26 protein-coding genes and 1 pseudogene are annotated in these 22,394 nt (G+C 39.5%); 5 read left to right on the plus strand and 22 right to left on the minus strand.

All coding sequences use genetic code 11. From position 1 onward, the window contains the following. Window positions 1–143: 143 nt before the first annotated feature. Entirely contained in the window at window positions 144–269 is a 126-nt protein-coding gene (locus tag MKL33_RS06975) for a hypothetical protein (RefSeq protein WP_002117184.1), read from the minus strand. Between the two features lie 94 nt (window positions 270–363). On the opposite strand from MKL33_RS06975, the gene MKL33_RS06980 reads away from it, so the two are divergent. Further along, window positions 364–624 carry a hypothetical protein gene (locus MKL33_RS06980; protein ID WP_270906715.1) on the plus strand — a complete coding sequence of 87 codons (261 nt, stop codon included), beginning with the start codon at window positions 364–366 and terminating at the stop codon, window positions 622–624. A gap of 164 nt (window positions 625–788) precedes the next feature. Here the strand turns inward: MKL33_RS06980 and MKL33_RS06985 are convergent, their stop codons facing one another. Genes MKL33_RS06985 through pheS form a run of 3 tightly spaced genes read right to left on the minus strand, consistent with a single transcriptional unit; the run spans window position 789 to window position 4,476 of the window. Beyond that, window positions 789–1,085 (minus strand): integration host factor subunit alpha, encoded by a 297-nt coding sequence (locus MKL33_RS06985; protein WP_000126166.1) that lies wholly within the window; start codon window positions 1,083–1,085, stop codon window positions 789–791. Then, on the minus strand, window positions 1,082–3,463 hold the full coding sequence (gene pheT / locus MKL33_RS06990; RefSeq protein WP_119684575.1) for a phenylalanine--tRNA ligase subunit beta: 2,382 nt from the start codon (window positions 3,461–3,463) through the stop codon (window positions 1,082–1,084). Before pheT ends, MKL33_RS06985 begins: the two co-directional genes overlap by 4 nt. Window positions 3,464–3,495: 32 nt before the next feature. Next, complete coding sequence (pheS, locus tag MKL33_RS06995) at window positions 3,496–4,476, minus strand: phenylalanine--tRNA ligase subunit alpha (RefSeq protein ID WP_002117277.1); 981 nt, start codon at window positions 4,474–4,476, stop codon at window positions 3,496–3,498. A gap of 158 nt (window positions 4,477–4,634) precedes the next feature. On the opposite strand from pheS, the gene MKL33_RS07000 reads away from it, so the two are divergent. Continuing rightward, window positions 4,635–5,627 carry a hypothetical protein gene (locus MKL33_RS07000; protein ID WP_069036421.1) on the plus strand — a complete coding sequence of 331 codons (993 nt, stop codon included), beginning with the start codon at window positions 4,635–4,637 and terminating at the stop codon, window positions 5,625–5,627. Window positions 5,628–5,630: 3 nt separating this feature from the next. Here MKL33_RS07000 and MKL33_RS07005 read toward each other — a convergent pair whose 3' ends face one another. The 5 genes and pseudogenes from MKL33_RS07005 to MKL33_RS07025 all read right to left on the minus strand — a co-directional run bounded on the left by MKL33_RS07005 (window position 5,631) and on the right by MKL33_RS07025 (window position 7,609). After that, on the minus strand, window positions 5,631–6,134 hold the full coding sequence (locus MKL33_RS07005; protein WP_161282891.1) for a GNAT family N-acetyltransferase: 504 nt from the start codon (window positions 6,132–6,134) through the stop codon (window positions 5,631–5,633). 57 nt (window positions 6,135–6,191) lie between these two features. Then, on the minus strand, window positions 6,192–6,749 hold the full coding sequence (locus MKL33_RS07010; protein ID WP_069036423.1) for an NADAR family protein: 558 nt from the start codon (window positions 6,747–6,749) through the stop codon (window positions 6,192–6,194). A 92-nt stretch (window positions 6,750–6,841) separates the two neighbouring features. Then, on the minus strand, window positions 6,842–7,201 hold the full coding sequence (gene rplT / locus MKL33_RS07015) for a 50S ribosomal protein L20 (RefSeq protein WP_000124858.1): 360 nt from the start codon (window positions 7,199–7,201) through the stop codon (window positions 6,842–6,844). Window positions 7,202–7,212: 11 nt separating this feature from the next. Then, complete coding sequence (gene rpmI, locus MKL33_RS07020; RefSeq protein WP_002054552.1) at window positions 7,213–7,407, minus strand: 50S ribosomal protein L35; 195 nt, start codon at window positions 7,405–7,407, stop codon at window positions 7,213–7,215. Next, window positions 7,395–7,609, minus strand: a pseudogene (locus MKL33_RS07025) (hypothetical protein). Before MKL33_RS07025 ends, rpmI begins: the two are co-directional and overlap by 13 nt. A 38-nt stretch (window positions 7,610–7,647) precedes the next feature. Here MKL33_RS07025 and nreB point away from each other — a divergent pair. Further along, the gene (gene nreB, locus MKL33_RS07030) at window positions 7,648–8,898 is read left to right on the plus strand and encodes a nickel resistance MFS transporter NreB (protein ID WP_032056076.1); all 1,251 of its coding nucleotides are present in this window, start codon (window positions 7,648–7,650) and stop codon (window positions 8,896–8,898) included. A gap of 40 nt (window positions 8,899–8,938) precedes the next feature. Here nreB and MKL33_RS07035 read toward each other — a convergent pair whose 3' ends face one another. The 4 genes from MKL33_RS07035 to thrS form a co-directional block, all read right to left on the minus strand. Next, on the minus strand, window positions 8,939–9,367 hold the full coding sequence (locus tag MKL33_RS07035; RefSeq protein ID WP_270906716.1) for a YqaA family protein: 429 nt from the start codon (window positions 9,365–9,367) through the stop codon (window positions 8,939–8,941). Window positions 9,368–9,420: 53 nt separating this feature from the next. After that, entirely contained in the window at window positions 9,421–10,041 is a 621-nt protein-coding gene (locus MKL33_RS07040; RefSeq protein WP_002117212.1) for a glutathione S-transferase N-terminal domain-containing protein, read from the minus strand. 229 nt (window positions 10,042–10,270) lie between these two features. Beyond that, window positions 10,271–10,822: a translation initiation factor IF-3 gene (gene infC / locus MKL33_RS07045; RefSeq protein WP_075383312.1), complete on the minus strand. Its 552-nt coding sequence runs from the start codon at window positions 10,820–10,822 to the stop codon at window positions 10,271–10,273. A gap of 5 nt (window positions 10,823–10,827) precedes the next feature. Continuing rightward, entirely contained in the window at window positions 10,828–12,750 is a 1,923-nt protein-coding gene (gene thrS / locus MKL33_RS07050) for a threonine--tRNA ligase (protein WP_002117224.1), read from the minus strand. Window positions 12,751–13,143: 393 nt separating this feature from the next. Between thrS and MKL33_RS07055 the strand changes: the two genes are divergently transcribed. Beyond that, the gene (locus MKL33_RS07055) at window positions 13,144–14,781 is read left to right on the plus strand and encodes an acyl-CoA synthetase (RefSeq protein WP_014208402.1); all 1,638 of its coding nucleotides are present in this window, start codon (window positions 13,144–13,146) and stop codon (window positions 14,779–14,781) included. A 48-nt stretch (window positions 14,782–14,829) separates the two neighbouring features. On the opposite strand, the gene yjgA is transcribed toward MKL33_RS07055, so the two are convergent. The 9 genes from yjgA to mazG all read right to left on the minus strand — a co-directional run bounded on the left by yjgA (window position 14,830) and on the right by mazG (window position 21,464). Further along, window positions 14,830–15,366, minus strand: a complete 537-nt coding sequence (yjgA, locus tag MKL33_RS07060) for a ribosome biogenesis factor YjgA (protein ID WP_161282889.1) — start codon at window positions 15,364–15,366, stop codon at window positions 14,830–14,832. Between the two features lie 2 nt (window positions 15,367–15,368). After that, window positions 15,369–15,638 carry an HPr family phosphocarrier protein gene (locus MKL33_RS07065; RefSeq protein WP_000567533.1) on the minus strand — a complete coding sequence of 90 codons (270 nt, stop codon included), beginning with the start codon at window positions 15,636–15,638 and terminating at the stop codon, window positions 15,369–15,371. Further along, complete coding sequence (gene rapZ / locus MKL33_RS07070; RefSeq protein WP_002117179.1) at window positions 15,635–16,486, minus strand: RNase adapter RapZ; 852 nt, start codon at window positions 16,484–16,486, stop codon at window positions 15,635–15,637. The genes MKL33_RS07065 and rapZ overlap by 4 nt, the downstream gene beginning before the upstream one ends. A 23-nt stretch (window positions 16,487–16,509) precedes the next feature. Further along, a complete protein-coding gene (gene panC, locus MKL33_RS07075) occupies window positions 16,510–17,358 on the minus strand; it encodes a pantoate--beta-alanine ligase (protein WP_032057513.1) in 849 nt (282 codons plus the stop codon). Between the two features lie 3 nt (window positions 17,359–17,361). Further along, window positions 17,362–18,171, minus strand: a complete 810-nt coding sequence (gene panB, locus MKL33_RS07080) for a 3-methyl-2-oxobutanoate hydroxymethyltransferase (protein WP_270906717.1) — start codon at window positions 18,169–18,171, stop codon at window positions 17,362–17,364. Between the two features lie 45 nt (window positions 18,172–18,216). After that, the gene (gene folK / locus MKL33_RS07085) at window positions 18,217–18,699 is read right to left on the minus strand and encodes a 2-amino-4-hydroxy-6-hydroxymethyldihydropteridine diphosphokinase (RefSeq protein WP_002117282.1); all 483 of its coding nucleotides are present in this window, start codon (window positions 18,697–18,699) and stop codon (window positions 18,217–18,219) included. Next, on the minus strand, window positions 18,696–20,159 hold the full coding sequence (gene pcnB / locus MKL33_RS07090; protein WP_002117192.1) for a polynucleotide adenylyltransferase PcnB: 1,464 nt from the start codon (window positions 20,157–20,159) through the stop codon (window positions 18,696–18,698). Before pcnB ends, folK begins: the two co-directional genes overlap by 4 nt. Window positions 20,160–20,284: 125 nt before the next feature. Continuing rightward, a complete protein-coding gene (locus MKL33_RS07095) occupies window positions 20,285–20,689 on the minus strand; it encodes a ComEA family DNA-binding protein (protein ID WP_060465331.1) in 405 nt (134 codons plus the stop codon). Next, entirely contained in the window at window positions 20,658–21,464 is an 807-nt protein-coding gene (gene mazG / locus MKL33_RS07100) for a nucleoside triphosphate pyrophosphohydrolase (RefSeq protein ID WP_075383316.1), read from the minus strand. The genes MKL33_RS07095 and mazG overlap by 32 nt, the downstream gene beginning before the upstream one ends. Before the next feature lie 112 nt (window positions 21,465–21,576). On the opposite strand from mazG, the gene MKL33_RS07105 reads away from it, so the two are divergent. Continuing rightward, window positions 21,577–22,350: an SDR family oxidoreductase gene (locus tag MKL33_RS07105; RefSeq protein ID WP_017399923.1), complete on the plus strand. Its 774-nt coding sequence runs from the start codon at window positions 21,577–21,579 to the stop codon at window positions 22,348–22,350. Window positions 22,351–22,394 lie beyond the last annotated feature (44 nt).

Raw genomic sequence — 22,394 nt, forward strand, 5'->3', positions numbered from 1 at the left:
GGTTGACAAGCTTTACACAAAAATACATTTTGCTTATTTTTATGTAAAATTATTTATAAGCTTTTGATAATAAATATTTTTGCATAAAAAAGCTTAGTTTTTTTAGTAGCTTATCTCTACCTTTTCCAATATATACGAGCTGATTAATTGTTTTTTTCTGTTAAAAAACAGTCTGTTTTTCTCTTTTTCATACGTTTTTTTGATAGACGACAGTAGTATTTCAGCATTTGCAATGATAGCATAGCGGCAGACCAGTTAGACTGCTCCATGCGTTGTTACCTAGCTACGTTTTAGGAATAATAAAAGCAAAACAGTCCAACTTAGGTTTTTTTAATCTCAAATCTTTTTTGTGAGAGTGATGCCATGTTATTCAAAAAATTCGCTGTTGCTGCTGCTGTTGCTGCTACTTTAGCTTTCGTTGGTTGTTCTAAGAAAGAAGAAGCTCCTGCTGCTGCTTCTGAAGCTGTAGCTGCTGCTTCTGAAGCTACTGCTGCTGCTTCTGAAGCAGCTGTAGCTGTTGACGCTGCTGCTGCTGAAACTGCTGCTGCTTCTGACGTTGCTGCTGCTGCTTCTGACGTTGCTGCTGCTGCTTCTGACGTTGCTGCTGCTTCTGCTGCACAATAATCTATATTTTAGATTAGATAAAAAGAGGACATTTGTCCTCTTTTTTTATGTTTAAGTTTTGAGTTCTCAATATAATTTTTTTATTTATCAATATTTAAAAAATCAATATTGCTGCCAATTAAAATTATATAAAGCCATTTAAAAGTATAGGTAAAAAAAGCAGATCAATCGATCTGCTCATTTCCAACGCGTTGTCTAAACTTCTGACCCGCTCTGAAGGTCACTACCCTACGTGCTGAAATTGGAATTTCTTCACCTGTCTTAGGGTTACGTCCTGGGCGTTCGCGTTTATCTCTTAATTCGAAATTACCAAAACCAGAAAGCTTAACCTGCTCCCCTGCAATAAGCGCTTGGCTAATCTCGTCGAAGAACAACTCGACCATTTGTTTTGCTTCACGGCGATTTAAGCTGGTTAACTCACTTAAATGATCAGCCATGTCTGCTTTAGTTAATGCTGTCATGAGGCCCTCAATGTCGCTTGATAAGTGTTTTCCAACACTTGGATTATATTGTCCATACCAGATTTAATTTCAGCATCTTCAAGCGTACGTGAAGGATGTTGCCATAATAATGCAAACGCCAATGAGCGCTTACCTTCTTCGACACCCTGCCCCGTATACACATCGAATAACCATGTAGAGTCTAAAAGCTCTCCACCAGTTTTTTCGATTAACTGCTGAATATCTCTAACATTTATATTATCAGAGATTAAAAGCGCAATATCACGTCTAATCGAAGGAAAACGTGATAATTCTGTAAAATTAGATACATAAGATTGCAAAACGGCTGTTTGATTAAGTTCAGCAACCCAAGTTGTGCTTAAATCTAGCTCATTTTCTAAAGATGGATGCAGACGGCCTAAGTAACCAATTGATTGCCCATCAACTAAAATTTCAGCAGACTGCCCTGGATGCAACCATGCACGCTCTGAACGTAAATATTCAACTTTGACACGACCAGCAGCTAAAATCTCTTCAATCTCTCCTTTGAAGTCGAAGAAATCCATTGGTTGAGGCTTCACATGCCAAGATTCTGGTTGTTGCGAGCCAACGGCCACTAGAGCTAAAGTTGGAATCTGTTTTAGATCGTCAATACTCTTAGCATCTTGATAATCAAAACGAAGTCCTAATTCAAAGAAACGAACACGACTTTGTTGACGGTTGAGATTATATTGTACGCACGGGATTAAACTTGAAAGTAAAGTACTACGCATCGCAGCCAAATCACTTGAAATTGGATTTGCTAGCATTAACGGGTTTACTTGCGGGTTCAATTGTTTTTCAAGTTTTGCATCAGCAAAGCTAAAACTAATTGCTTCTTGATAGCCTAAAGTCACGATGGTTTGGCGTAACTCTGCAATTTCAAATCGGTCTTGATATTTAGCTAATTGAACATCCATGCTTGGTAAGCTAATTTGGATATTGTCATAACCATCAATACGTGCCACTTCTTCAATTAAGTCTTGATAAATAGCCATGTCATAGCGATGTGATGGAGGTACTACATTCCACTCACCTTCAGCTTTAACAGTTACTTCACACCCTAGTCGAGTTAAAGCATCTGCAATGAAATCAGCCGTCAATTGATATCCCAACAATTGGTCTACCTGAGCTTGTTTCAGTTCAATTGCTTCACGCTTTGGTAAAATTTCAGTTTTTTCAGCCACAGTAATTGGACCAAATTCACCACCTGCCAACTCTTGAATAAGCTGCGAAGCACGGTTCATGGCAATCAACGGCAACTCAAAATCTACACCACGTTCATAACGCTGTGAAGAATCAGTATGCAAGCCAAAACGACGAGCACGTCCAGCAATAGCAAGTGGCGCGAAGAATGCACTTTCTAGGAAAATGTCAGTTGTGTCATCAGTTACGCTTGATGCTAACCCCCCCATAATTCCGGCAATTGCCAAAGCTTTCTGATCATCAGCAATCACCATTATATCTTCTTGCAACTCAACTTCTTGATCATTAAGAAGTTGTAGTTTTTCTTGTGGCTGAGCTTGACGCACATGTACAGTCCCTTCGATTTTAGCTAAATCGAAAGCATGCATTGGCTGACCCAGTTCCATAAGGACATAGTTCGTCACATCAACCAAAATACTGTGCGTGCGAATTCCTGAACGAGCTAAAGCCTGCTCCATCCACTCAGGAGTAGCAGCTTTTACATTAACGTTTTTAATTACACGTCCTAAGTAGCGTGGAGCACCTTCAGTGCTGATCACTACTTTCTTCTCATCAGCAATTGTCGCATCAACTGATTTGATTTCAGGTTCATTCATTTGCAGCTTATTAATAACTGCAATTTCACGGGCAATACCACGGATACTGAAACAGTCACCACGGTTTGGCGTAATACTGATATCAATGACATGATCGTCAAGTTTGAGGTATTCGCGGATATTTACTCCTACTGGAGCATCATCTGGTAGTTCGAGCAAACCATCGATTTTATCTTCAAGATCGATTTCAGAAGCACCACAAAGCATGCCTTGTGACTCAACTCCACGAAGTTTACCTTTTTTGATCTTGAAATCACCCGGTAATACAGCACCAATACTTGCCACTGGCGCTTTCATGCCAGCGCGAACATTCGGTGCCCCACAAACAATTTGTAAAGGCTCGCCAGAACCAATATTCACTGTCGTTACACGCAAACGATCTGCATCAGGGTGTTGCTCAACTGTTAAAACTTCGCCGACCACAACACCAGTAAATGGCTTGGCAACAGGTGCAAGTTCATCAACTTCAAGACCAAGCATCGTTAACTGATCAGACAATGTTTCACTATCAATTGCTGGGTTAACCCATGTGCGTAGCCAATTTTCGCTAATCTTCATCTTTATAAACCTTTTTTAATCCTGAAAAATTGTTAGGCAAATTGGCGTAAGAAACGCACATCATTTTGATAGAACATACGCAAATCATTAATGCCATAACGCAACATTGCAAAACGCTCTACCCCTAAACCAAAAGCAAAGCCTTTGTATTTATCAGGATCAATACCCGCAGCACGCAATACATTTGGATGCACCATGCCACAGCCTAATACTTCTAACCAACGTCCACGCTCATCCATAATATCTACTTCTGCACTAGGCTCTGTAAATGGGAAATATGAAGGGCGGAAACGTACTTTTAAATCTTTCTCAAAAAACTCATTCAGTAGGTTGATCAATAAACCTTTTAATTCAGCAAAGCTTGTGTTCTCAGCAACGTATAAACCTTCGATCTGATGGAACATTGGCGAATGCGTTTGATCCGAATCACAACGGTAAACACGGCCAGGGCATACGATACGAATTGGCGGCTCACTCGTCTCCATTGTACGAATCTGTACCCCAGAGGTATGCGTACGTAGCAAGTGAGTGGCATCAAAGTAGAAAGTATCGTGCATAGCACGTGCCGGATGGTGACCAGGAATATTTAATGCTTCGAAATTGTGATAGTCATCTTCAACTTCTGGACCGGTTGCAACTGTAAAACCAGCTTTAGTGAAGAACTGACAAATTCGCTCTTGTACCTGAGTAACAGGATGAACTGTACCAATACGTTGACCACGGCCCGGCAATGTAATATCAATCGTTTCACTTGCTAGCTTTTGTGCAAGTGCTGCCTGTTGTAGTGCCGCTTGACGCTCTGTTAATGCAGTATTAATTGTTTCTCGAACAGCATGAATCGCAGCACCTTGTACTTTGCGTTCTTCAGGGTCCATTTTCCCTAATGCTTTCGATTGTTCTGCAAGCTGGCTTTTTTTCCCTGTAAATTGCACACGCACCTGATCAAGTGCAACAAGGTCTTGAGCTGCTGCAATGGCAGCAAGCGCTTCTGTGGTCAGGGCTTCCAGTGACATATTAACTCTCAAAGCAACAAATTTAAAAAATATAATAAAACACTGCATTCTAACAGTTTTTCATCGAATTGATGAAGTTTATCCATCATGAAAAATGTATTAGGCAACAAAAAGATAAAACGTATAAGATAGTAGCATCGTCAATGAGATCAACTATTATGGCGCTTAATCAGATTTGGAAACAACAACTTACGCTTGTGACATATGGTAATGAATACCTCCGTCAGAATTTAAGCTTTAACCAATGGCGACAACATCATATTTTCGACCATCATAGTTTTCAGTTTCGTGACTTAACTTCTCAACATTTGTTGGCCCAACACTTCCAAGTTTGGCTAGAAGCATTAAAAAAACAAGGTACCTCAAAGCTCAGCTTACATTTATCAAGCCTTCTCAATGAAGAGCAAAATCCAAACAGTAATGTCGAGCTCTTACCTTATACTCATTTTATCGTGAGTCATCAGAATGATAAGAAATTTGCTTGGATTTTTGGCCATGAGCTTGCCGAATGGTATAACAATGATAATGAGTTTGAAGCCCCTGGCTCACAAACCTGTGAGCTTCGTTTAGAAACTTTCTGGCGTTTTGAACTCAATGAAAAATTATCAAAAAAAATTGAAGCTGATTTAAAAAATCCGCCATGGCAAGAAATAGCTGATTTTATGGATAGTGAATTATTTCGTAGTAAATATGCAGCAGGCTTTGAGGAACCAGAACTTCAAAATGCTCTTTTTGATGGTACGAACATTAAAAGCTTAGAGCCAAAACTTGCATTAATTCCAGAGAATTATCCCGCAGATTATGCCCATCAACTTTTATCTCGTACTCAAGCATTAGCTGATTATTTAGAACAAAAGAAACGCCTTGCAAATGATCCTTTGGGAGAAGAACTAGACCAAGAGCAACTCATCAATTTAAGAAACTTTACACAAAAAACTGATGATTTGTTTGCCAAGCTTATTGTAAAAGTTGCCAACCATTATCAGACAGCTCAGATGGTGCCTGTAGTTAAATCATCTCCATTTGAGCAATCAAATGAAAATCCACAGCATCTCAAATCTCAGCCCCATAAAGGTACTGGTTCAGGCGTTATTAAACTGGTTATTCTAACGATTATTATTTGTGCTTTGGCTTATTATTTTGGACTTTAAAGATTAGAGTTCCCATTGATAAAATAACTCTGTTATTTCGGGGCCGAACTCAGGTAGTTCGGCTTCCCCAATTAATTTAGCTCCCATTTTTTCGTAGAAGAAACGACTTGGATTTTTATTAAAAACTTCTAAGCGAATAAAACTGTATCCTTGATTTAAAGCGTATTGGTAGAACTTTTGAAATAACTCACGTCCCATGCCTTGCTTTTGAACTTCTTTTAAAAGATAAAAAGCCATAATTTCAGCAATATTATTTTCTGGGTTTAAATAACCATCGAGAAAGCCTTTCACTGCCCCATTTTCAGTATAGACAAATAACTTGTGATCAGGGCTTTTTGCTATTTCTTTCCATAATAACTCCTTATCTAGGATTTTAAGCTCATCTAATATTTCTTGCTTAATTATACCTGTATAGGTTTCTTTCCACCCCTGTACATGTACTTCTGCAATAGATAATGCATCCTTAAGTGATGCTATACGAATATCCATGTCATTTAATGATTTCAATTTACTTCCCTCACGTCACTACTTTTAAAGTGAAGCATTGATTGGTCTCACACCAACCTACTCAGTTAAAAGTAGCCCTCGAACATGCATTAAAGCAAAACCCAACAAATTTAGTCCTTGCCATAGAGATGGATCTTGAATATGTGGATGGTCCTGCGCCATACCAATTCCCCAAATTTTATCGACTGGAGATGCTTCAACTAAAATACGGTCTTTCGTTGCTAATAAGAATTTCTTCAACTCAGGATGCTGTGAGAATTTGGCAAAATTCGCCTGCACCACTATATCAAAACGGTTCTCTCGCCATATCTGTTCGTCATAATTACGTACTTTGCGGCCGAGTTGCTTTGCTTCATTCGGATGTTTAACTTGCAAAATCTGTGCAAAAATTTTTTCATCATTAAATAATTTTGCTTTTTGCACCATCATATAGTGCTCAGCAGTAAAGTACTCAACACCCTCAATTTCAAATTGCGCAGGAAACCACTGGCTAAAACAGCTTTTATCAACAATATCAACTTTCTTAGGAGTATGTCCCCAGAAATATAGATATTTGAACTGGTGACCTTGCTGTACTTTTTGAATTAAATCATTAAGAAATTTTTCGTCTTTCATCTTTTATCTCTGATTGTTATCTCTTTTTAAAATAGAACCGCTAAAAATAAAAAAGACCGCTAAAAAGCGGCCTCTTTTTTGAATCTCTAAGCTTATGCAGCTAATGCACCTTTAGCTTTTTCAGCTAAAGCAGCAAATGCTACTGCATCATGCATAGCGATGTCAGCTAATACGCGACGGTCGATGATCACTTGAGCTTTTTTCAAGCCATCGATCATACGGCTGTAAGACAAACCATTTTGACGAGCACCAGCATTGATACGCGCAATCCATAGAGCACGGAATTGACGTTTCTTTTGACGGCGGTCACGGTAAGCGTATTGACCAGCTTTGATTACCGCTTGGAACGCTACGCGGTAAACGCGTGAACGAGCACCATAGTAACCTTTAGCGCGAGCAAGAATTTTTTTGTGACGACGATGAGCCACTACACCACGTTTTACACGAGCCATTTATAATCTCCTTAGATGTATGGGCACATACGACGAACTGAATTCATGTCAGAAACATGAACCATTACACAGCCGCGTAATTGACGGATACGTTTAGCAGATTTTTTGGTCAAAATGTGGCGCTTGAATGCTTGTTTGCGCTTAAAACCGTTTGCAGTCGCTTTGAAGCGTTTAGCTGCACCACGGCGAGTTTTTAACTTAGCCATAGTAACCTCTTTTGGGCACCTGTTCGGCACGATCGCACCATTGCAAAATCGACCTGCAGGTAAGGAAGCGCGTATTTTATAGCAACCTGAGCAAAATTAAAACTATTAGTTACTGTTTTTATGAGTGCAAAGAAAGACTTTTTTCACCTTTCATAGTGTCAGCAATATCAATAATAAATAAAGCGCCTGTGCTTTTTTCCATTTATAATACGATCAAATTATCAACATACGATATTCCTAATGCAGAAACATGATGCATTTGCTGCCTTACGCTACAGAGATTTCTCAATTGTTACGATTAATCAATTTTGCTTAACTTTAGCAATTCTGATTCAAGAAATTATTGTTGCCTACTCACTCTATCAAATCACCAAAGACCCTCTGACTCTAGGTTTAATTGGACTCGCAGAAGCCATCCCTTTTATTGCTCTTTCTCTTTGGGGTGGCTATTTTGCAGATAGATTTAATAAACAGATTATTATGAAAATCTGTTTGTTTTTCTCGGTTCCTCTTCCTTTAGTGCTGTGGTCGTTGTTCCATCTGCATGGTTTAGGTCATATCAGCGTAAATTTCCTTTCTTGGGGTATTTATGCGGTTATTTTTGGCTTAGGTACAATTCGTGGTTTTTACAATCCTTCTGCAACATCTTTAAAACCATTTTTGATTCCTCGTGAACTGTATGCAAATGGAGCAACATGGACGACGATCGGTTGGCAAAGTGGTGTAATTATCGGGCCAATGCTTGGTGGTTTCATGCTTGCCTATTTAGGCCGAGAAACAAGTCTATTTAGTGTTGCAGTTTTACTTGGTATTTGTTTTATCTTAATTAACCTATTGCATAAGCGTAGTTTTCCTAAAATTGAAACTGCTAATGTTTTAGAAAGTTTAGGAGATGGTTTCCGTTTTATCTGGAAAACTAAAATTGTTCTTTGGGCAATTTCTCTTGATTTAGCTTCTGTTTTATTTGGTGGGGTGATCGCATTATTACCAATTTTCGCAGAAGATATCTTAAAAGTCGGTCCAGAAGGACTGGGATATTTGCGTGCGGCACCATCTATTGGAGCGCTTGTCACTATGATTGCTCTAACTCGCTTTCCACCAACTCAGCATGCCTGGCGTAACATGCTACTTGCTGTTGCAGGATTTGGTGTTTTCACGATTCTTTTCGCATTCTCAAATAACATGTGGTTATCACTATTTGCGTTGGCTATGACAGGTGCTTGTGACAGTATTTCAGTTGTGGTTAGACAAACTATTTTGCAAATTTTTCCACCAGAAAATATGCGTGGTCGCGTTGCTGCCGTAAATGGCATGTTCGTTTCATCAAGTAATGAGCTTGGTGCATTTGAGTCAGGTTTAGCAGCCAAATATTTAGGAACAATTGCAGCGACTATTTTTGGTGGTTGTATGACACTTGCAGTGGTCACCTTCTGTTGGCTAAAAACCAATGACTTATTTAAAGTCGATATTACAAAAAGCTCAGAAGACTAGTTAAATCCTTTTAATAAAAGCATCTTCGGATGCTTTTACTTTAAATAAAGTCTGTAATTACCCAATAAATAAAAATATAACGCCCTGCTTTAGCAATCAAAACTATAATTAAAAAGCGCCAAAAATTTTCTTTGAATAAACCTGCAACTAAAGTAATTGGGTCACCAATCACAGGTGTCCAACTTAGCAGCAGCGAATAAAACCCATACTTATTATAAAAGCTTTGAGCTTGCTCTAAACGCTTTTCAGAAACAGGAAACCACTTTTTGTGTTTAAAATGCTCTATTTTTAAACCAAGCCACCAGTTCACACACGAGCCCAGTACATTTCCAAAAGTGGCGATAGAAATTAGAAGAAAAGTAGAATATTCTTTTTTTAATAATAAGGTGGCGAGCACAGCTTCTGATTGTAACGGTAATAATGTAGCAGCCCCAAACGCGCTCAAAAAAAGTAAAAAGTAACTTAGCATATTAAATTAGACCAAATCACCTTTCACTTTATTCATTACGCTACCAATAAGAATTAGATGACTTTAATTGATAGTGCTTTTTGTACCGCAGGACGTGCCGTCAAGCGAACAATATATTCTTGTACATAAGGATAATCCTCTAACTGAATACCTTGCCATTCATAGCGCAAAATCCAAGGTAAAATTGCCATATCAGCAATCGAGTATTCACCTGCAACAAACTTCTGGCCAATGAGCTGCTTATTCAGCACACCATATAAGCGCTTAGTCTCATTTACATAGCGGTCTATAGCGTATGGAATTTTTTCTGGTGCAAAACGGTTAAAATGATGGTTCTGCCCTAGCATAGGCCCTAGCCCACCCATTTGCCACATGAGCCATTGTTCAACTTCAACTCGCTCTTGCTCATCAGTTGGATAAAATAATCCAGTTTTACGCCCTAAATATTGCAAAATAGCGCCTGATTCAAATATTGAAATTGGCTCACCGCGAGGTCCATCTTGGTCAACAATCGCCGGAATTTTATTATTTGGAGAAATTCTCAGAAAGTCTGGTTGAAATTGATCATTTTCTAAAATATTGATTGGGTAAAGAGTGTAGTCCAGTCCCATTTCTTCTAAGGCAATTGTGATTTTATGTCCATTGGGAGTTCCCCAATAATATAGATCAATCATTCTATTTTCCTATTCATCGTTATCATGACTGCGTCTTGCGTTATAGCATGTTTTAAGAGGGACGATGAGATTTCCAACACTAAAAAATACATAAAATTCAAGAATTGAATTTCTTTTAAAAGATATAGCAATTGTCTTAAATAAAACTGAACAGAGAAAATTAAATCATCTTTTTTTATTATGATAAGGATATAAAAAAGCACTGCTTTTGCAGTGCTTTTTTTGAGTATTACTTTTTCTTTTTCGGTCCAAGTAACATACCCATTTGACGGCCTTCCATTTTAGGTGCTTGTTCCACAACCCCAAACTCAGCGACATCCGCTTCAATTTTTTGTAATTGAGCTAAGCCAAGTTGTTGGTGAGCCATTTCACGACCACGGAAACGTAAAGTGATTTTCACTTTGTTTCCTTCTTCAAGGAATTTCAAAATAGCACGAAGCTTAACTTGATAATCACCAACATCAGTTGCAGGGCGCAGTTTGATTTCCTTCACTTGCACTTGATGCTGTTTTTTCTTCGCATCTTTTTGCTTCTGCTTAAGGTCAAACAAGTGCTTGTTGTAATCCATAATTTTACAAACAGGCGGCTCGGCGTTTGCAACGATCTCAACTAGGTCAAGATCTGCCTCTTCAGCAGCGCGCAGTGCTTCATTTAATGAAACAATTCCTTTTTGCTCACCATCAGCACCAACGAGGCGTACTTCTTTTGCACGGATCTCGTCGTTAATTGCTGGACGGTTGCTTTTTGCACCTTGTTGTTGGTTACGGTCAGGCTGTTTAATCTTTCTTACTCCACAATATACCGGCCACGTTCGGCGACGGCAGACTTCACTAAGTCAATGAATGCATCTACTGACATAGTACCTAAATTTTTTCCTGAGCGGGTACGCACATTCACTGTACCTTCTTCAACTTCTCGATCACCAAGAACTAATAGGTAAGGAATACGCTCTAGAGTACGCTCACGAATCTTAAATCCGATTTTTTCATTTCTCAAGTCAGAAATAGCACGAAGGCCATTTTCTTTGAGTTTTGCTACGACTTTCTCACAAGCTTCAGCTTGAGAGTCCGTAATATTCATGACACATGCTTGTAACGGCGACAACCAAGGTGGCATGAAACCAGCGTAGTGTTCAATTAGTATACCAATAAAACGCTCAAAACTGCCAAGAATTGCACGATGCAACATCACAGGCTGATCACGATCATTGTCTTCAGTCACATAAGACGCATCTAAGCGTTCTGGCAAGTTGAAGTCACACTGAATAGTACCACACTGCCATACACGTCCGAGACAGTCTTTCAATGAGAATTCAATTTTCGGACCGTAGAACGCGCCTTCACCAGGTTGTAATTCCCATTCGAGACCCGCTGCATCTAAAGCATCTGCTAAAGATTTTTCAGCCATATCCCAAAGTGCATCGTCACCCACACGTTTTTCTGGACGTGTAGAAAGTTTCATTTGCACTTCTTCAAAGCCAAAATCTTTATAAACTTCTAAAGTCAGCTTAATAAAGTCTGCAACTTCTTGACCGATCTGTTCTTTAGTACAGAAGATGTGCGCGTCATCTTGTGTAAAGCCACGTACACGCATAATGCCGTGTAAAGAACCTGATGGTTCGTTACGATGACAAGAACCAAACTCTGCTAAACGAATCGGTAGATCACGGTAAGACTTCAAACCTTGGTTGAACACTTGCACGTGACATGGGCAGTTCATTGGCTTAACGGCATAGTTACGATTCTCAGAATGAGTTGTAAACATGTTGTCAGCATAGTTCGCCGCATGACCTGATTTTTCCCACAATGTAAAGTCTACAATTTGTGGTGTTTTAATCTCAAGGTAACCGTTGTCTTGCTGAACTTTACGCATGTATTGTTCAAGTACTTGGTAAATAGTCCAGCCATTTGGATGCCAGAACACCATACCCGGTGCTTCTTCTTGCATATGGAACAAGTCTAAGGCTTTACCAATTTTACGATGGTCACGCTTTTCAGCTTCTTCGATACGTTTGATGTATGCAGCGAGCTGTTTTTTGTCTGCCCAAGCTGTACCATAAATACGTTGAAGCTGTTCGTTCTTCGCATCACCACGCCAGTATGCACCAGAGATTTTAGTGAGCTTGAACGATTTTAAGAATTTAGTATTCGGTACGTGTGGACCACGACACATATCCAAATAATCTTGATGGTAGTACAAGCCCATTTGTGTTTCTTCAGGCATGTCTGCAATCAAGCGTAATTTGTATTCTTCGCCACGCGCAGTAAATTCAGCAATAACCTCATCACGCGGTGTCATTTTTTTAACGACATCGTAATCTTGATCGATGAGCTTTTTCATGCGCTCTTCGATAGCTGCCATATCATCTAATGTAAAAGGACGTGGCATCCAGATGTCGTAGTAAAAACCTTCTTCAATGACTGGACCAATCACCATCTTGGCTTCAGGGAAAAGCTGTTTAACAGCATGCCCTACAAGGTGTGCACAAGAATGGCGAATAATTTCAAGACCTTCCTCATCTTTTGGAGTGATAATTTGTAAGGTCGAATCTTCGGTAATTAAGTCACATGCATCAACTAAGCGATCATTTACACGGCCAGCAACAGTATTTTTTGCTAGACCAGGCCCAATACTTTGGGCAACTTCCATAACAGATACAGCGTGATCAAAACTCTTTTGATCGCCATTTGGCAATGTGATAATTGGCATAAAAAAATCCTTAAGGAGTGATGCCCTATACGAAGGAGCATTTCACCGCGAGATTATGATCGAGGCGAACCTCAAAATATAAAAACGGTGTAAATCAAAGTTAAAAAACCTGAAAGATTTTACACTTGTTCAAGCAATGTGAAAACCTTTGAGTCCATAAAATCATAAATACATTTTGCTTATCACGTAAACAGCAATAAATGACTTAAAAAATATATTGAGATGATTTTTAAACATGTTTAACACAAGTGGTTTAAGATGAAGAAAATAGCATTTCTGCTCATTTTTTGACTGGAGGGTATCGTTCTTTAAGACTAAAGCATAGATGCTTTGATTAATATTAAATCATATGTTCAAAGAATGAATTAAAAATAGAACACGGAGTTGTTTCACATGGTTAGTGCTTATGATGAGTTACCACGCACACCCGCAAACTTTGTTGCGTTATCACCTCTACGCTACCTAGAGCGTGCGGCTTATATTTACCCAGATCAAGCTTCGATTATTCATGGTAAGCGTCAAATTTCATGGAAAGAAACTTATCAGCGCTGCTGTCAATTTGCATCTCAGCTCAAGCAACTGGGAATTGAGAAAAATGATACGGTATCTGTCTTATTGCCAAATATTCCAGCCATGATTGAAGCACATTTTGCAGTTCCTATGGCTGGTGCGGTACTCAATACTCTCAATACACGTTTAGATGCGAAAACAATCGCTTTTATGTTGGAACATGCAGAAAGTAAAGTGCTGTTGGTTGACCCTGAATTTGTGAATTTGGCAAGAGAAGCCCTCTCACTTATTCCTAACCAGCACATTATTGTAATTGATGTAGCCGATACAGAATATGAAGGTGAAAATCAGTTTTTAGGTTCTTTTGAATATGAAGAATGGATCGCTCAAGGCGACATTAACTTCTCTTGGCATTTACCAGAAGATGAGTGGGATGCGATTAGCTTAAATTACACATCTGGAACTACAGGTAATCCTAAAGGTGTGGTCTATCATCATCGCGGGGCTTATCTTAATGCTGCAAGCAATATCTTGGCTTGTGGAATGAAACCGCGTGCTGTGTATTTATGGACACTACCCCTCTTTCATTGTAATGGCTGGTGTTTTGCATGGAGCATAGCAGCAAGTGGTGGAACCAATATTTGTTTACGCAAAGTCGATCCAGAATTAGTCATGCAATTGATTGCAGCCCATAAAGTTGATTATTTCTGTGGTGCACCTATTGTTCTTTCAATGATTCTTAACTTACCTAAAGAAAAACAAGCGAACTTTGATCACCATGTTGAAGTCATGGTTGCTGGGGCAGCTCCCCCTGTTGCCATTATTGAAGGGATGCGAAACATGGGGATTAACGTAAACCATGTATATGGCTTAACAGAAACTTATGGACCTTCTGCTCTATGCGCTTCTCAATCTGGATGGAATGAGCTATCAATTGCTGAACAAGCCCAACTTCATTCCCGTCAAGGTGTACCCTACCCGTTGCAAGACAGCATGCGTGTGTTAGATCCCGAGACTATGGAACCTGTGCCTAATGATGGTCAAACCATGGGAGAAATCATGTTCCGTGGCAATATTGTCATGAAAGGCTATTTAAAGAACCCTAAAGCAACTCAAGAAGCCTTTGCAGGTGGATGGTTCCATACGGGAGACTTAGCCGTTTGTCACCCAGATGGTTATGCAAAAATTACTGATCGTTCAAAAGACATCATTATTTCAGGTGGAGAAAACATTTCATCTTTAGAAGTAGAAGATGTGTTGTATAAACACCCTGCTGTATTAACCGCTGCGGTAGTCGCTAAACCCGATGCACGTTGGCAAGAAGTACCATGCGCGTTTATTGAATTAAAGATGGGTACTACAGCAACACCTGAAGAAATTATTGCACACTGCCAAAAAGAATTAGCGCGCTTTAAAGTGCCTAAAGATGTGGTTATTACAGAAATTCCGAAAACATCGACAGGTAAATTACAGAAATTCATTTTGCGCGAATGGGCAAAAGAACGAGCTGAAAATATATAAATAAAAAAAGCGACGCCTTCAGCGTCGCTTTTTACTATTGAAGAGCAATTAGCCTTGATCAGACAATAAGGCAATTTGCTGCACATAGTTCACAAATTTACCTTTTGATGCCTCAAGCTCTGCCTCACTCACTTGTTGACTCTTATCACGGTTGATTCTCAACACATGCTGACGCAAGGTGTGACGCTCCGATGCATTATAAATTTTACTAAATTCATTAATTGCAGGGTCGCCTTGTTCGATCATACGATCAACCCAACGCATCAATTGAGCCTGCTTTTTTGCGCCTTGCTGCGGAGTTAAATAAGACAAAATAATGGTCTCATCTTCATTACGCAATAATTTACCAATACGTTGAAACTGACGACGACGAGCTTCAAAAGAACTAATGTTCTGTACTTCCATTAACGCATCAATTAAACGTTCATCAACTGGGAGTTTTTGAATCTGTTTAACAGAAAGTTGTGCTAATTGCTCACCTAAAGCAGCCATACGTTGAACTGCTTTTTTCTGTTCTGTTTTACTTGCACGTCCTTCTAAAGAGCCAAAATCTTCTTCAGTATAACGTTGGGGACGACGTGCCACGATTAATCTGCCTCATAAAATTTTGCGGCGAATAACGCCTGTACTTCATTTAATGCCTGCTCTTCGTCGGTACCATCAATGACCAATCGTAAAGTGGTCCCTTTACCGGCACCCAACATCAGCAAAGACATAATATTTTTTGCATCTACTAAATGATCGCCTTTTCCAATTTGGATCGACGAACGAAATTTTGTAGTGACCTCTATCAGTTTTCCTGATGCACGAGCATGTAAACCGAGTTTATTAATTACATCAACAGTTGTGTCTATCATGACCAGTGCTTCATTTCTCTGTGTAAGACCTGAACAGACCATTCTGCCTCAAGTGCTTGTTTTAGTCTATCTACGATATAAACGGAACGATGTTGACCACCAGTACAACCAATAGAAATCGTCATATAGTGACGATGTCCTTCAGCAAATGCTGGAAGCCATTTTTTTAAGAAGTGAAGAATATCATCAAACATTTCGTTTGCTTGCGGACTTGCTTCTAAAAATAGTCTTACTGGCTCATCCAAACCAGAAAAACGTCTCAATTCTAAATCCCAATGCGGATTTGGTAAATGCCGTACATCAAAAACATAATCAGCATCTAAAGGAATGCCATGTTTATATCCAAATGACTGCAATATCACGATGAGCTTATCTGACTGCCCCAATTTAGACAGTAAAATATGCTTTAAATCATGCACACTTTTATCTGTTGTATCAATATGAACCGTAGCGCGGAACTGAATTGGGAGCAGTAACTGCTTTTCTTCATGAATACATTGCAACAGACTTTTAAAACGATTGGCTAATGGATGCGGACGACGTGATGCACTAAAACGTGCGATCAAATCCTGATCTTGCGTAGTCAGATAAATCACATCAACTGTGCCATGTTTTTGTAGTTGCTCAAAAACATGATCGAACTCTTGCATATCTGCACGAGTGCTTCGAACATCCACACCTAATGCCAATTGCTCTAGGTTATTTTCATGATCTAGCTTTGCAACAATTTCGGGCAGCAATGCCAAAGGCAAATTATCAATACAGTAATAGCCCAAATCTTCTAACACTTGGAGAGCTGAAGATTTTCCTGAACCAGACTGTCCTGTCACGATAAGTATACGCTTCATGGCATGGCTGTCCTTTGATCTGTTTATTGGGGTGTAAAGGCAACTTCTAAATTATCAATCAAACGTGTTGCACCCAATTTTGCCGCGACAAATAACACAATATCACGATCAAACTGAGTAGCAGGTAACAGATTTGACTGACGAGCTTCGACATAATCCACAACAAACCCATTATCTGTCAACTGAGTTTTGATATCTTCTAAAACTTGTTGTAGATCTTTGCCTTGATGTAACTGCTGCTCAGCTTGCTTTAAACTTTGATAAATAACCGGAGCGACCTGACGTTGCTCTGGACTTAAATAACCATTTCTTGAACTAAGAGCTAAGCCATCTGCTGCACGAACAATTGGCACACCAATTACTTCTAGCGGGATATTTAAATCTTGTACAAACTGGCGAATCACTGCTAACTGTTGGTAATCTTTTTGACCAAAGAAAGCATAGTTAGGTTGCACAATATTAAAGAGTTTGGTGACCACCAAAGCTACGCCATCAAAATGCCCAGGACGTGAACTACCACATAAAGCATCAGTAATTTGGCTAACACTTATATTGGTTAAACGCGGCTGAGTACCGTACATTTGCTCGACTGATGGTGCAAAAATAATGTCACAACCAACATCGGCTAATAGACGACTATCTTGTTCTAAAGTACGAGGATAGTTGTCAAAATCTTCACCCGGTCCAAATTGAGTTGGATTTACGAAGATACTAACAACCACAACATCACATAACTTTTTCGCTTCACGAACAAGTGTGAGATGTCCTTCATGTAGATTTCCCATTGTTGGGACAAAACCAATAATTTTACGCGCAGCTCTAGCAGGATTTAAAGAAGCTGCAAGACCTTGTATGGTGGTTTCTGTTTTCATGAATTACAGCTCAACGTGGAAAGTATGTTCTTTGGCTGGAAATGACTGGTCCTGCACAGCAGCATGAAAAGCTTTAAAAGCATCTAGGATTGCTGTTTCACCAGATTGTTCTTTCATAAAGTTACGGACAAAACGCGCAACTCGACCAAAAGTTAAACCCAACATGTCCTGTACCACAAGTACCTGACCATCAGTCGCATAACCCGCACCAATACCAATCACAGGTGTATTTGGAAATAGTTCGGCAATTTCCTGTCCTAACTGAGCAGGAACACATTCAAGCAATAGAACTGCCGCACCCGCTTCAACCACTGCCGTACAGTCAGCAATAAGTTGATCAGCTGCTTCACGTGTTTTAGCTTGTAATTTGTAACCACCAAATACGTGTACAGATTGAGGAGTTAAACCTAAATGTACACATACAGGTACACCATTACGTGTTAACACTTGTACAGTTTCACTTAGCCAAGCGCCGCCTTCGATTTTGATCATCTGAGCACCAGCTTGCATAACTGTTCTTGCATTTTGCAAAGCATCATTTAAGGTGGCATAACTCATAAATGGTAAGTCAGTCATAATCAAAGCATGCTGGTTACCGCGACGCACCGCCGCCGTATGATAAGCCATGTCCTCAACAGTTACAGGTAAAGTTGAGTCACGACCTTGAATTGCCATTCCAAGAGAATCACCAATTAAGATTGTATCAATTTCAGCAAGTTCCATTGCTTTTGCCATACTCGCATCGTAACAAGTTAGACAAGAGAACTTACGTCCTTCGGCTTTAAATTTTCTTAAGTCACTTAGACTAATCATGATGGTATCCTCTACAGGAGTTTGCAGAACGTAATAAGTCAGGTTTTAAGCCCAAGACTCATCAGCAAGTACAGTCAGCGTGGGCTGCTGTATGAGTTCTAAATTTTTAAGTGGCTGATCATTAATATGTAAATCAGCGTCTAAATCTAATAAAGGAATTACAACGAAATCTCGCTCTAGAATTCCAATGTGTGGCACAGTTAAGCGCTCATTTTGAATTTTTTCATCACCATATATAAGCAAATCCAGATCTAAGGTACGCTCTCCCCAACGACGAACGCGTACACGACCAGCTTCTTGCTCAAATCGTTGTAACTGGTCTAACAAATCTAAAGGCATGAGATCTGTATTTAGCTCTGCAACTGCATTTAAATAATTTGGTTGATCTTGAGGCCCCATAGGTGGACTTTGATAAAGTTTAGAAACTTTCACTCCACCTAAAGTTTTAAGCTTAGCAATGGCTTCAGATAAGATTTGGCGCGAATCACCCAAATTACTTCCTAAACCAATATAGGTCTTCGTTGTCATTGCGTTGGCCCAAAAATAACTTGGCTTAAATCGCGTTGTACTCGCTTACGCTTCAAAATCGGATGGTCGCTCATCACCCCAGCTTCTGAAGCAGAGGCTTTTTCAACGAAACGACCCATCGATTGTTCTTGTCGAGCACGTTCTTTTTTCCCACGACGGCTGCGTGGTTCAGGAATATCAACCAAAGGTTCGATTTCCGTCTCAACTTTATTGTTTTCAACAGGTTCAGCAACGGCTTTACGACGGTTTCTAGCTTTCTGACGATTGTACTGGCTAATTGCAGCTTCTTTTTCGTCATTCGACATTTCTTGGTAGGCTTCCCACCAGCTTCCCATTCCCTGTGTCGTGTCATCACCTGACTTTTCACGAAGTAACAAGAAGTCAAAACCAGCACGGAAACGCGCATGTCCAGCCAATGCTTCAATTTGCTGTGGTTTCGGATTAAGCAAACGGGTCTGCATTTCCCAAACTTCACGAATAAAAGTTTCTGCAAAACGAGGAATCACAGTGCGTGTTGCCTGACGTTTTAAGACATCTAAACCAGCTTGTGCACGCGCTTCAGCTGGTACCACACCTTTAGATAAATAAAATTCACAACGCTCTAAAAATGGTTGCCACAATAAGACTGCATAGAAAAATGCAGGGTTGATTGTTTTACCCACTTGAATACGCTGATCTGTATTCTTTGCTGCTCTTAAAATAAATGGAGTGAGGTTAGGCTGAATATCGGCAAAGAGTTGTTTCCAAACACCAAACTCAATCAACATTGGCAAAACACGCGCCAAATGTCCCATTGTAAAGAGCTTCTGAGATTCATCATATAAACGATGCGGAGAAACATCACGCAATAGTTGCGTCATCTCTGCATCAAATATATCGAGAATATCTGAATCAATTTTAAAATTTAACTTCGCTGCAAAACGTAAAGTCCGCAGCATACGCACAGGGTCTTCTTCGAAGCGCTGTGCCGGATCACCTAATAAACGTAGAGTTTTATTTTTTACATCGTCAATTGCTTTGCAGAAATCAAGCACAATACTCTTACGCGGTTGGTAATATAGCGTATTGATTGAAAAGTCACGGCGAGCAAAGTCTTGTTCGATTGTTCCCCAGTTATTGTCACGTAAAATCATGCCCGAAGCACTAGTGACTGCTTTTTTTGGAGGAGCACGGAAAGTTGCAACTTCAATAAGCTCACGCCCTGAATAGACATGTGCTAATTCAAATCGACGGCCAATGATTCGACAACGTCGGCCAAAAACTTCTTTAATCTGGGAAGGTGTTGCATTAGTGACTGCATCGAAATCTTTAGGATTAAGCCCTAGCATTAAATCACGGACACCACCCCCAACAATATAAGCTTCATAGCCAGCTTTAGTCAGGCTATCGATCACATCTAAAATCGAAGAAGGAAGTTGGGCTGTGGACAAACCACATTTTGACGCTCGCAAGGTTTGCAAAAGACGCTGTCTCCTACGTCAGGACGTAAATAACAAGTTGTCGCTAATCATAGCTCTAACGCACACAAAGGGCAATTTGATTCTCTGTAGTTTGCGCATGAAATGATAATTGACAGACAGATGATTTATAAAGTCAAACGCGTTTTATTCTTTTCAAAAATGGCTGGACCAATGCCCTTTACGTTTTTAAATTCATCAATATTTTTAAAGCCACCATTCTTTTGACGGTATTCCACAATTGCCTGAGCCTTTTTCTCACCAATACCTTTTAGCTTTTGGAGCTCATCAATATTGGCTTGATTCAAATGAACTTGTCCCGAAGAGTCAGTCATGGCTGAGCTTTTTGGAACACTAGAATGAGAAGCGTGTTGTATGCTCAACTTCTGATCATACATCTGCTGTTTCGCCTTCCACTCCTGAAAATTTTGATCAAAAGATTGAGCCTGAACAAAGTTTGAAGAAATCAGGCTCCAAAATAAAACAATGAAAATGTTGTGCTTATTCTTCCAAAGATTCATGCTGAGCTGCATGTGTTTTTTCCCCTAACTTTAACTGCCGCTTTGCCTGATTCCACAATTCATCCATTTCAGACAGGGTCATGTCCTCTAATGTTCTTTGCTGTTTTTGCGCTTGATCTTCAATAAAAGCAAAACGGCTTCTAAATTTATGTATTGTCGATAAAAGTGATGTTTCACTTGAAATCGCAAGTTTACGTCCAACATTGACTAATGAAAACAGGCAATCTCCAAATTCGTCTTGAATTTCATCAATATTTTGATTTTTTAGGGCCTGCTTAAACTCATCCAACTCTTCTTCTAGTTTTTCATAAGCATCTTCTACCGTTTCGAAATCAAACCCAACCTTAGCTACATTTGTTTGAATTTCTTGTGCCTGTAACAATGCTGGCCCATGCTTTATTTCATCTAATCTTGATTGCGGCTTGCCTTGTTTTTCTTGTTGCTTAATTTGTTTCCAAAGCTCACTTACTTGTTCTGGTGTTAAAGTATTAAATTGATCTGCCTGAAAAACATGGGGATGACGGCGTATTAACTTTTCACTTATTGCCTCAACAACATCTTGAAAGTTAAAAGCGCCTTGCTCACTAAACATTTGTGATTGAAACACAACTTGCAATAACAAATCGCCTAGTTCATTTCTAATTTCATTAATATCACCTTGACGGATGGCCGCCTCGACTTCATACGCCTCTTCAATCGCATATTTAGTCAGTGACATTGGGGTTTGTTGTTGATCCCACGGACATTTTTCACGTAACTCTTGCATGATTTTAAGCAATTTATCCATGGTAACCCTCAAGTTTAAAAAGTCGGTCAGTCAATCTAAGATTTTAATTTGTTATGATCAAAATCAAAGCGATTAAATCAGTCGCACTATTGTACTGACAAAGAGAAAAAAGATGAGATACAGTATTCTGATTAGTGGTGCCGCTCAAGGTATTGGGGCTGAAATTGCACGCGTATTCTACAAACAAGGATATAAGGTAGGCATTTATGATATTAATGAATCGCTTGCTCAGGAACTAGCAAATGACTTAGGGCCAAATGCCCGTGCCGGCTATCTAGATGTAAGTGATTACAGCCAGTGGCAACACATATTAAAAGAATTTACCGAATGGGCTGGTGAACTTAATATTTTGGTAAATAATGCAGGTATTTTATATTCTGGCGCGTTTGAAACGACTGATATTAAAGCTCACCAAAGAACAATAAATATTAATGTAAACGGTGTAATCAATGGCTGTCACGCTGCTCTACCCTATTTAAAGCAAGCGTCTTTTGCACGTGTTATCAACCTCTCTTCAGCTTCTGCAATTTATGGTCAAGCTGATTTGATTTCTTATTCTGCTAGTAAATTTGCAGTTCGCGGAATTACTGAAGGTTTAGATGTGGAATGGAAAAAATATGGTATTCGTGTTTTAGATGTGATGCCGCTATTTGTGCAAACTGCAATGGTTAACAATATGGATGCAGGCACAATTCAAAATATGGGGATAGATTTAACCCCCAATGATATTGCTCAGCAGGTGCTTACGCTTGTAGAGAAAAAGGCTCATTTTTGGACGCCTACTCACACTCCAGTGGGTATAAAAACCAAACTACTTTATCAACTATCAACGTTGAGCCCACAATTTCTAAATCGACTAACCAATATTTATTTATCTAGAAAGTAATTTGCAATAAAAAGGCTGTCATTTGACAGCCTTTTTACTCAATT

It is taken from the genome of Acinetobacter sp. AOR43_HL (assembly GCF_027854635.1).
Lineage (GTDB): Bacteria > Pseudomonadota > Gammaproteobacteria > Pseudomonadales > Moraxellaceae > Acinetobacter > Acinetobacter pittii.

Coding starts and splice junctions, on each gene's coding strand:
- nreB (WP_032056076.1), top strand. CDS start 7,648: ATGCAGAAACATGATGCATTTGCTGCCTTACGCTACAGAGATTTCTCA.
- MKL33_RS07095 (WP_060465331.1), bottom strand. CDS start 20,689: ATGCAGCTCAGCATGAATCTTTGGAAGAATAAGCACAACATTTTCATT.
- mazG (WP_075383316.1), bottom strand. CDS start 21,464: ATGGATAAATTGCTTAAAATCATGCAAGAGTTACGTGAAAAATGTCCG.
- pheT (WP_119684575.1), bottom strand. CDS start 3,463: ATGAAGATTAGCGAAAATTGGCTACGCACATGGGTTAACCCAGCAATT.
- rplT (WP_000124858.1), bottom strand. CDS start 7,201: ATGGCTCGTGTAAAACGTGGTGTAGTGGCTCATCGTCGTCACAAAAAA.
- MKL33_RS06975 (WP_002117184.1), bottom strand. CDS start 269: ATGGAGCAGTCTAACTGGTCTGCCGCTATGCTATCATTGCAAATGCTG.
- MKL33_RS06980 (WP_270906715.1), top strand. CDS start 364: ATGTTATTCAAAAAATTCGCTGTTGCTGCTGCTGTTGCTGCTACTTTA.
- pheS (WP_002117277.1), bottom strand. CDS start 4,476: ATGTCACTGGAAGCCCTGACCACAGAAGCGCTTGCTGCCATTGCAGCA.
- panC (WP_032057513.1), bottom strand. CDS start 17,358: ATGAAAACAGAAACCACCATACAAGGTCTTGCAGCTTCTTTAAATCCT.
- panB (WP_270906717.1), bottom strand. CDS start 18,171: ATGATTAGTCTAAGTGACTTAAGAAAATTTAAAGCCGAAGGACGTAAG.
- MKL33_RS07055 (WP_014208402.1), top strand. CDS start 13,144: ATGGTTAGTGCTTATGATGAGTTACCACGCACACCCGCAAACTTTGTT.
- folK (WP_002117282.1), bottom strand. CDS start 18,699: ATGACAACGAAGACCTATATTGGTTTAGGAAGTAATTTGGGTGATTCG.
- MKL33_RS07065 (WP_000567533.1), bottom strand. CDS start 15,638: ATGATAGACACAACTGTTGATGTAATTAATAAACTCGGTTTACATGCT.
- MKL33_RS07000 (WP_069036421.1), top strand. CDS start 4,635: ATGGCGCTTAATCAGATTTGGAAACAACAACTTACGCTTGTGACATAT.
- rpmI (WP_002054552.1), bottom strand. CDS start 7,407: ATGGCTAAGTTAAAAACTCGCCGTGGTGCAGCTAAACGCTTCAAAGCG.
- MKL33_RS07105 (WP_017399923.1), top strand. CDS start 21,577: ATGAGATACAGTATTCTGATTAGTGGTGCCGCTCAAGGTATTGGGGCT.
- MKL33_RS07010 (WP_069036423.1), bottom strand. CDS start 6,749: ATGAAAGACGAAAAATTTCTTAATGATTTAATTCAAAAAGTACAGCAA.
- MKL33_RS07040 (WP_002117212.1), bottom strand. CDS start 10,041: ATGATTGATCTATATTATTGGGGAACTCCCAATGGACATAAAATCACA.
- MKL33_RS06985 (WP_000126166.1), bottom strand. CDS start 1,085: ATGACAGCATTAACTAAAGCAGACATGGCTGATCATTTAAGTGAGTTA.
- MKL33_RS07035 (WP_270906716.1), bottom strand. CDS start 9,367: ATGCTAAGTTACTTTTTACTTTTTTTGAGCGCGTTTGGGGCTGCTACA.
- rapZ (WP_002117179.1), bottom strand. CDS start 16,486: ATGAAGCGTATACTTATCGTGACAGGACAGTCTGGTTCAGGAAAATCT.
- thrS (WP_002117224.1), bottom strand. CDS start 12,750: ATGCCAATTATCACATTGCCAAATGGCGATCAAAAGAGTTTTGATCAC.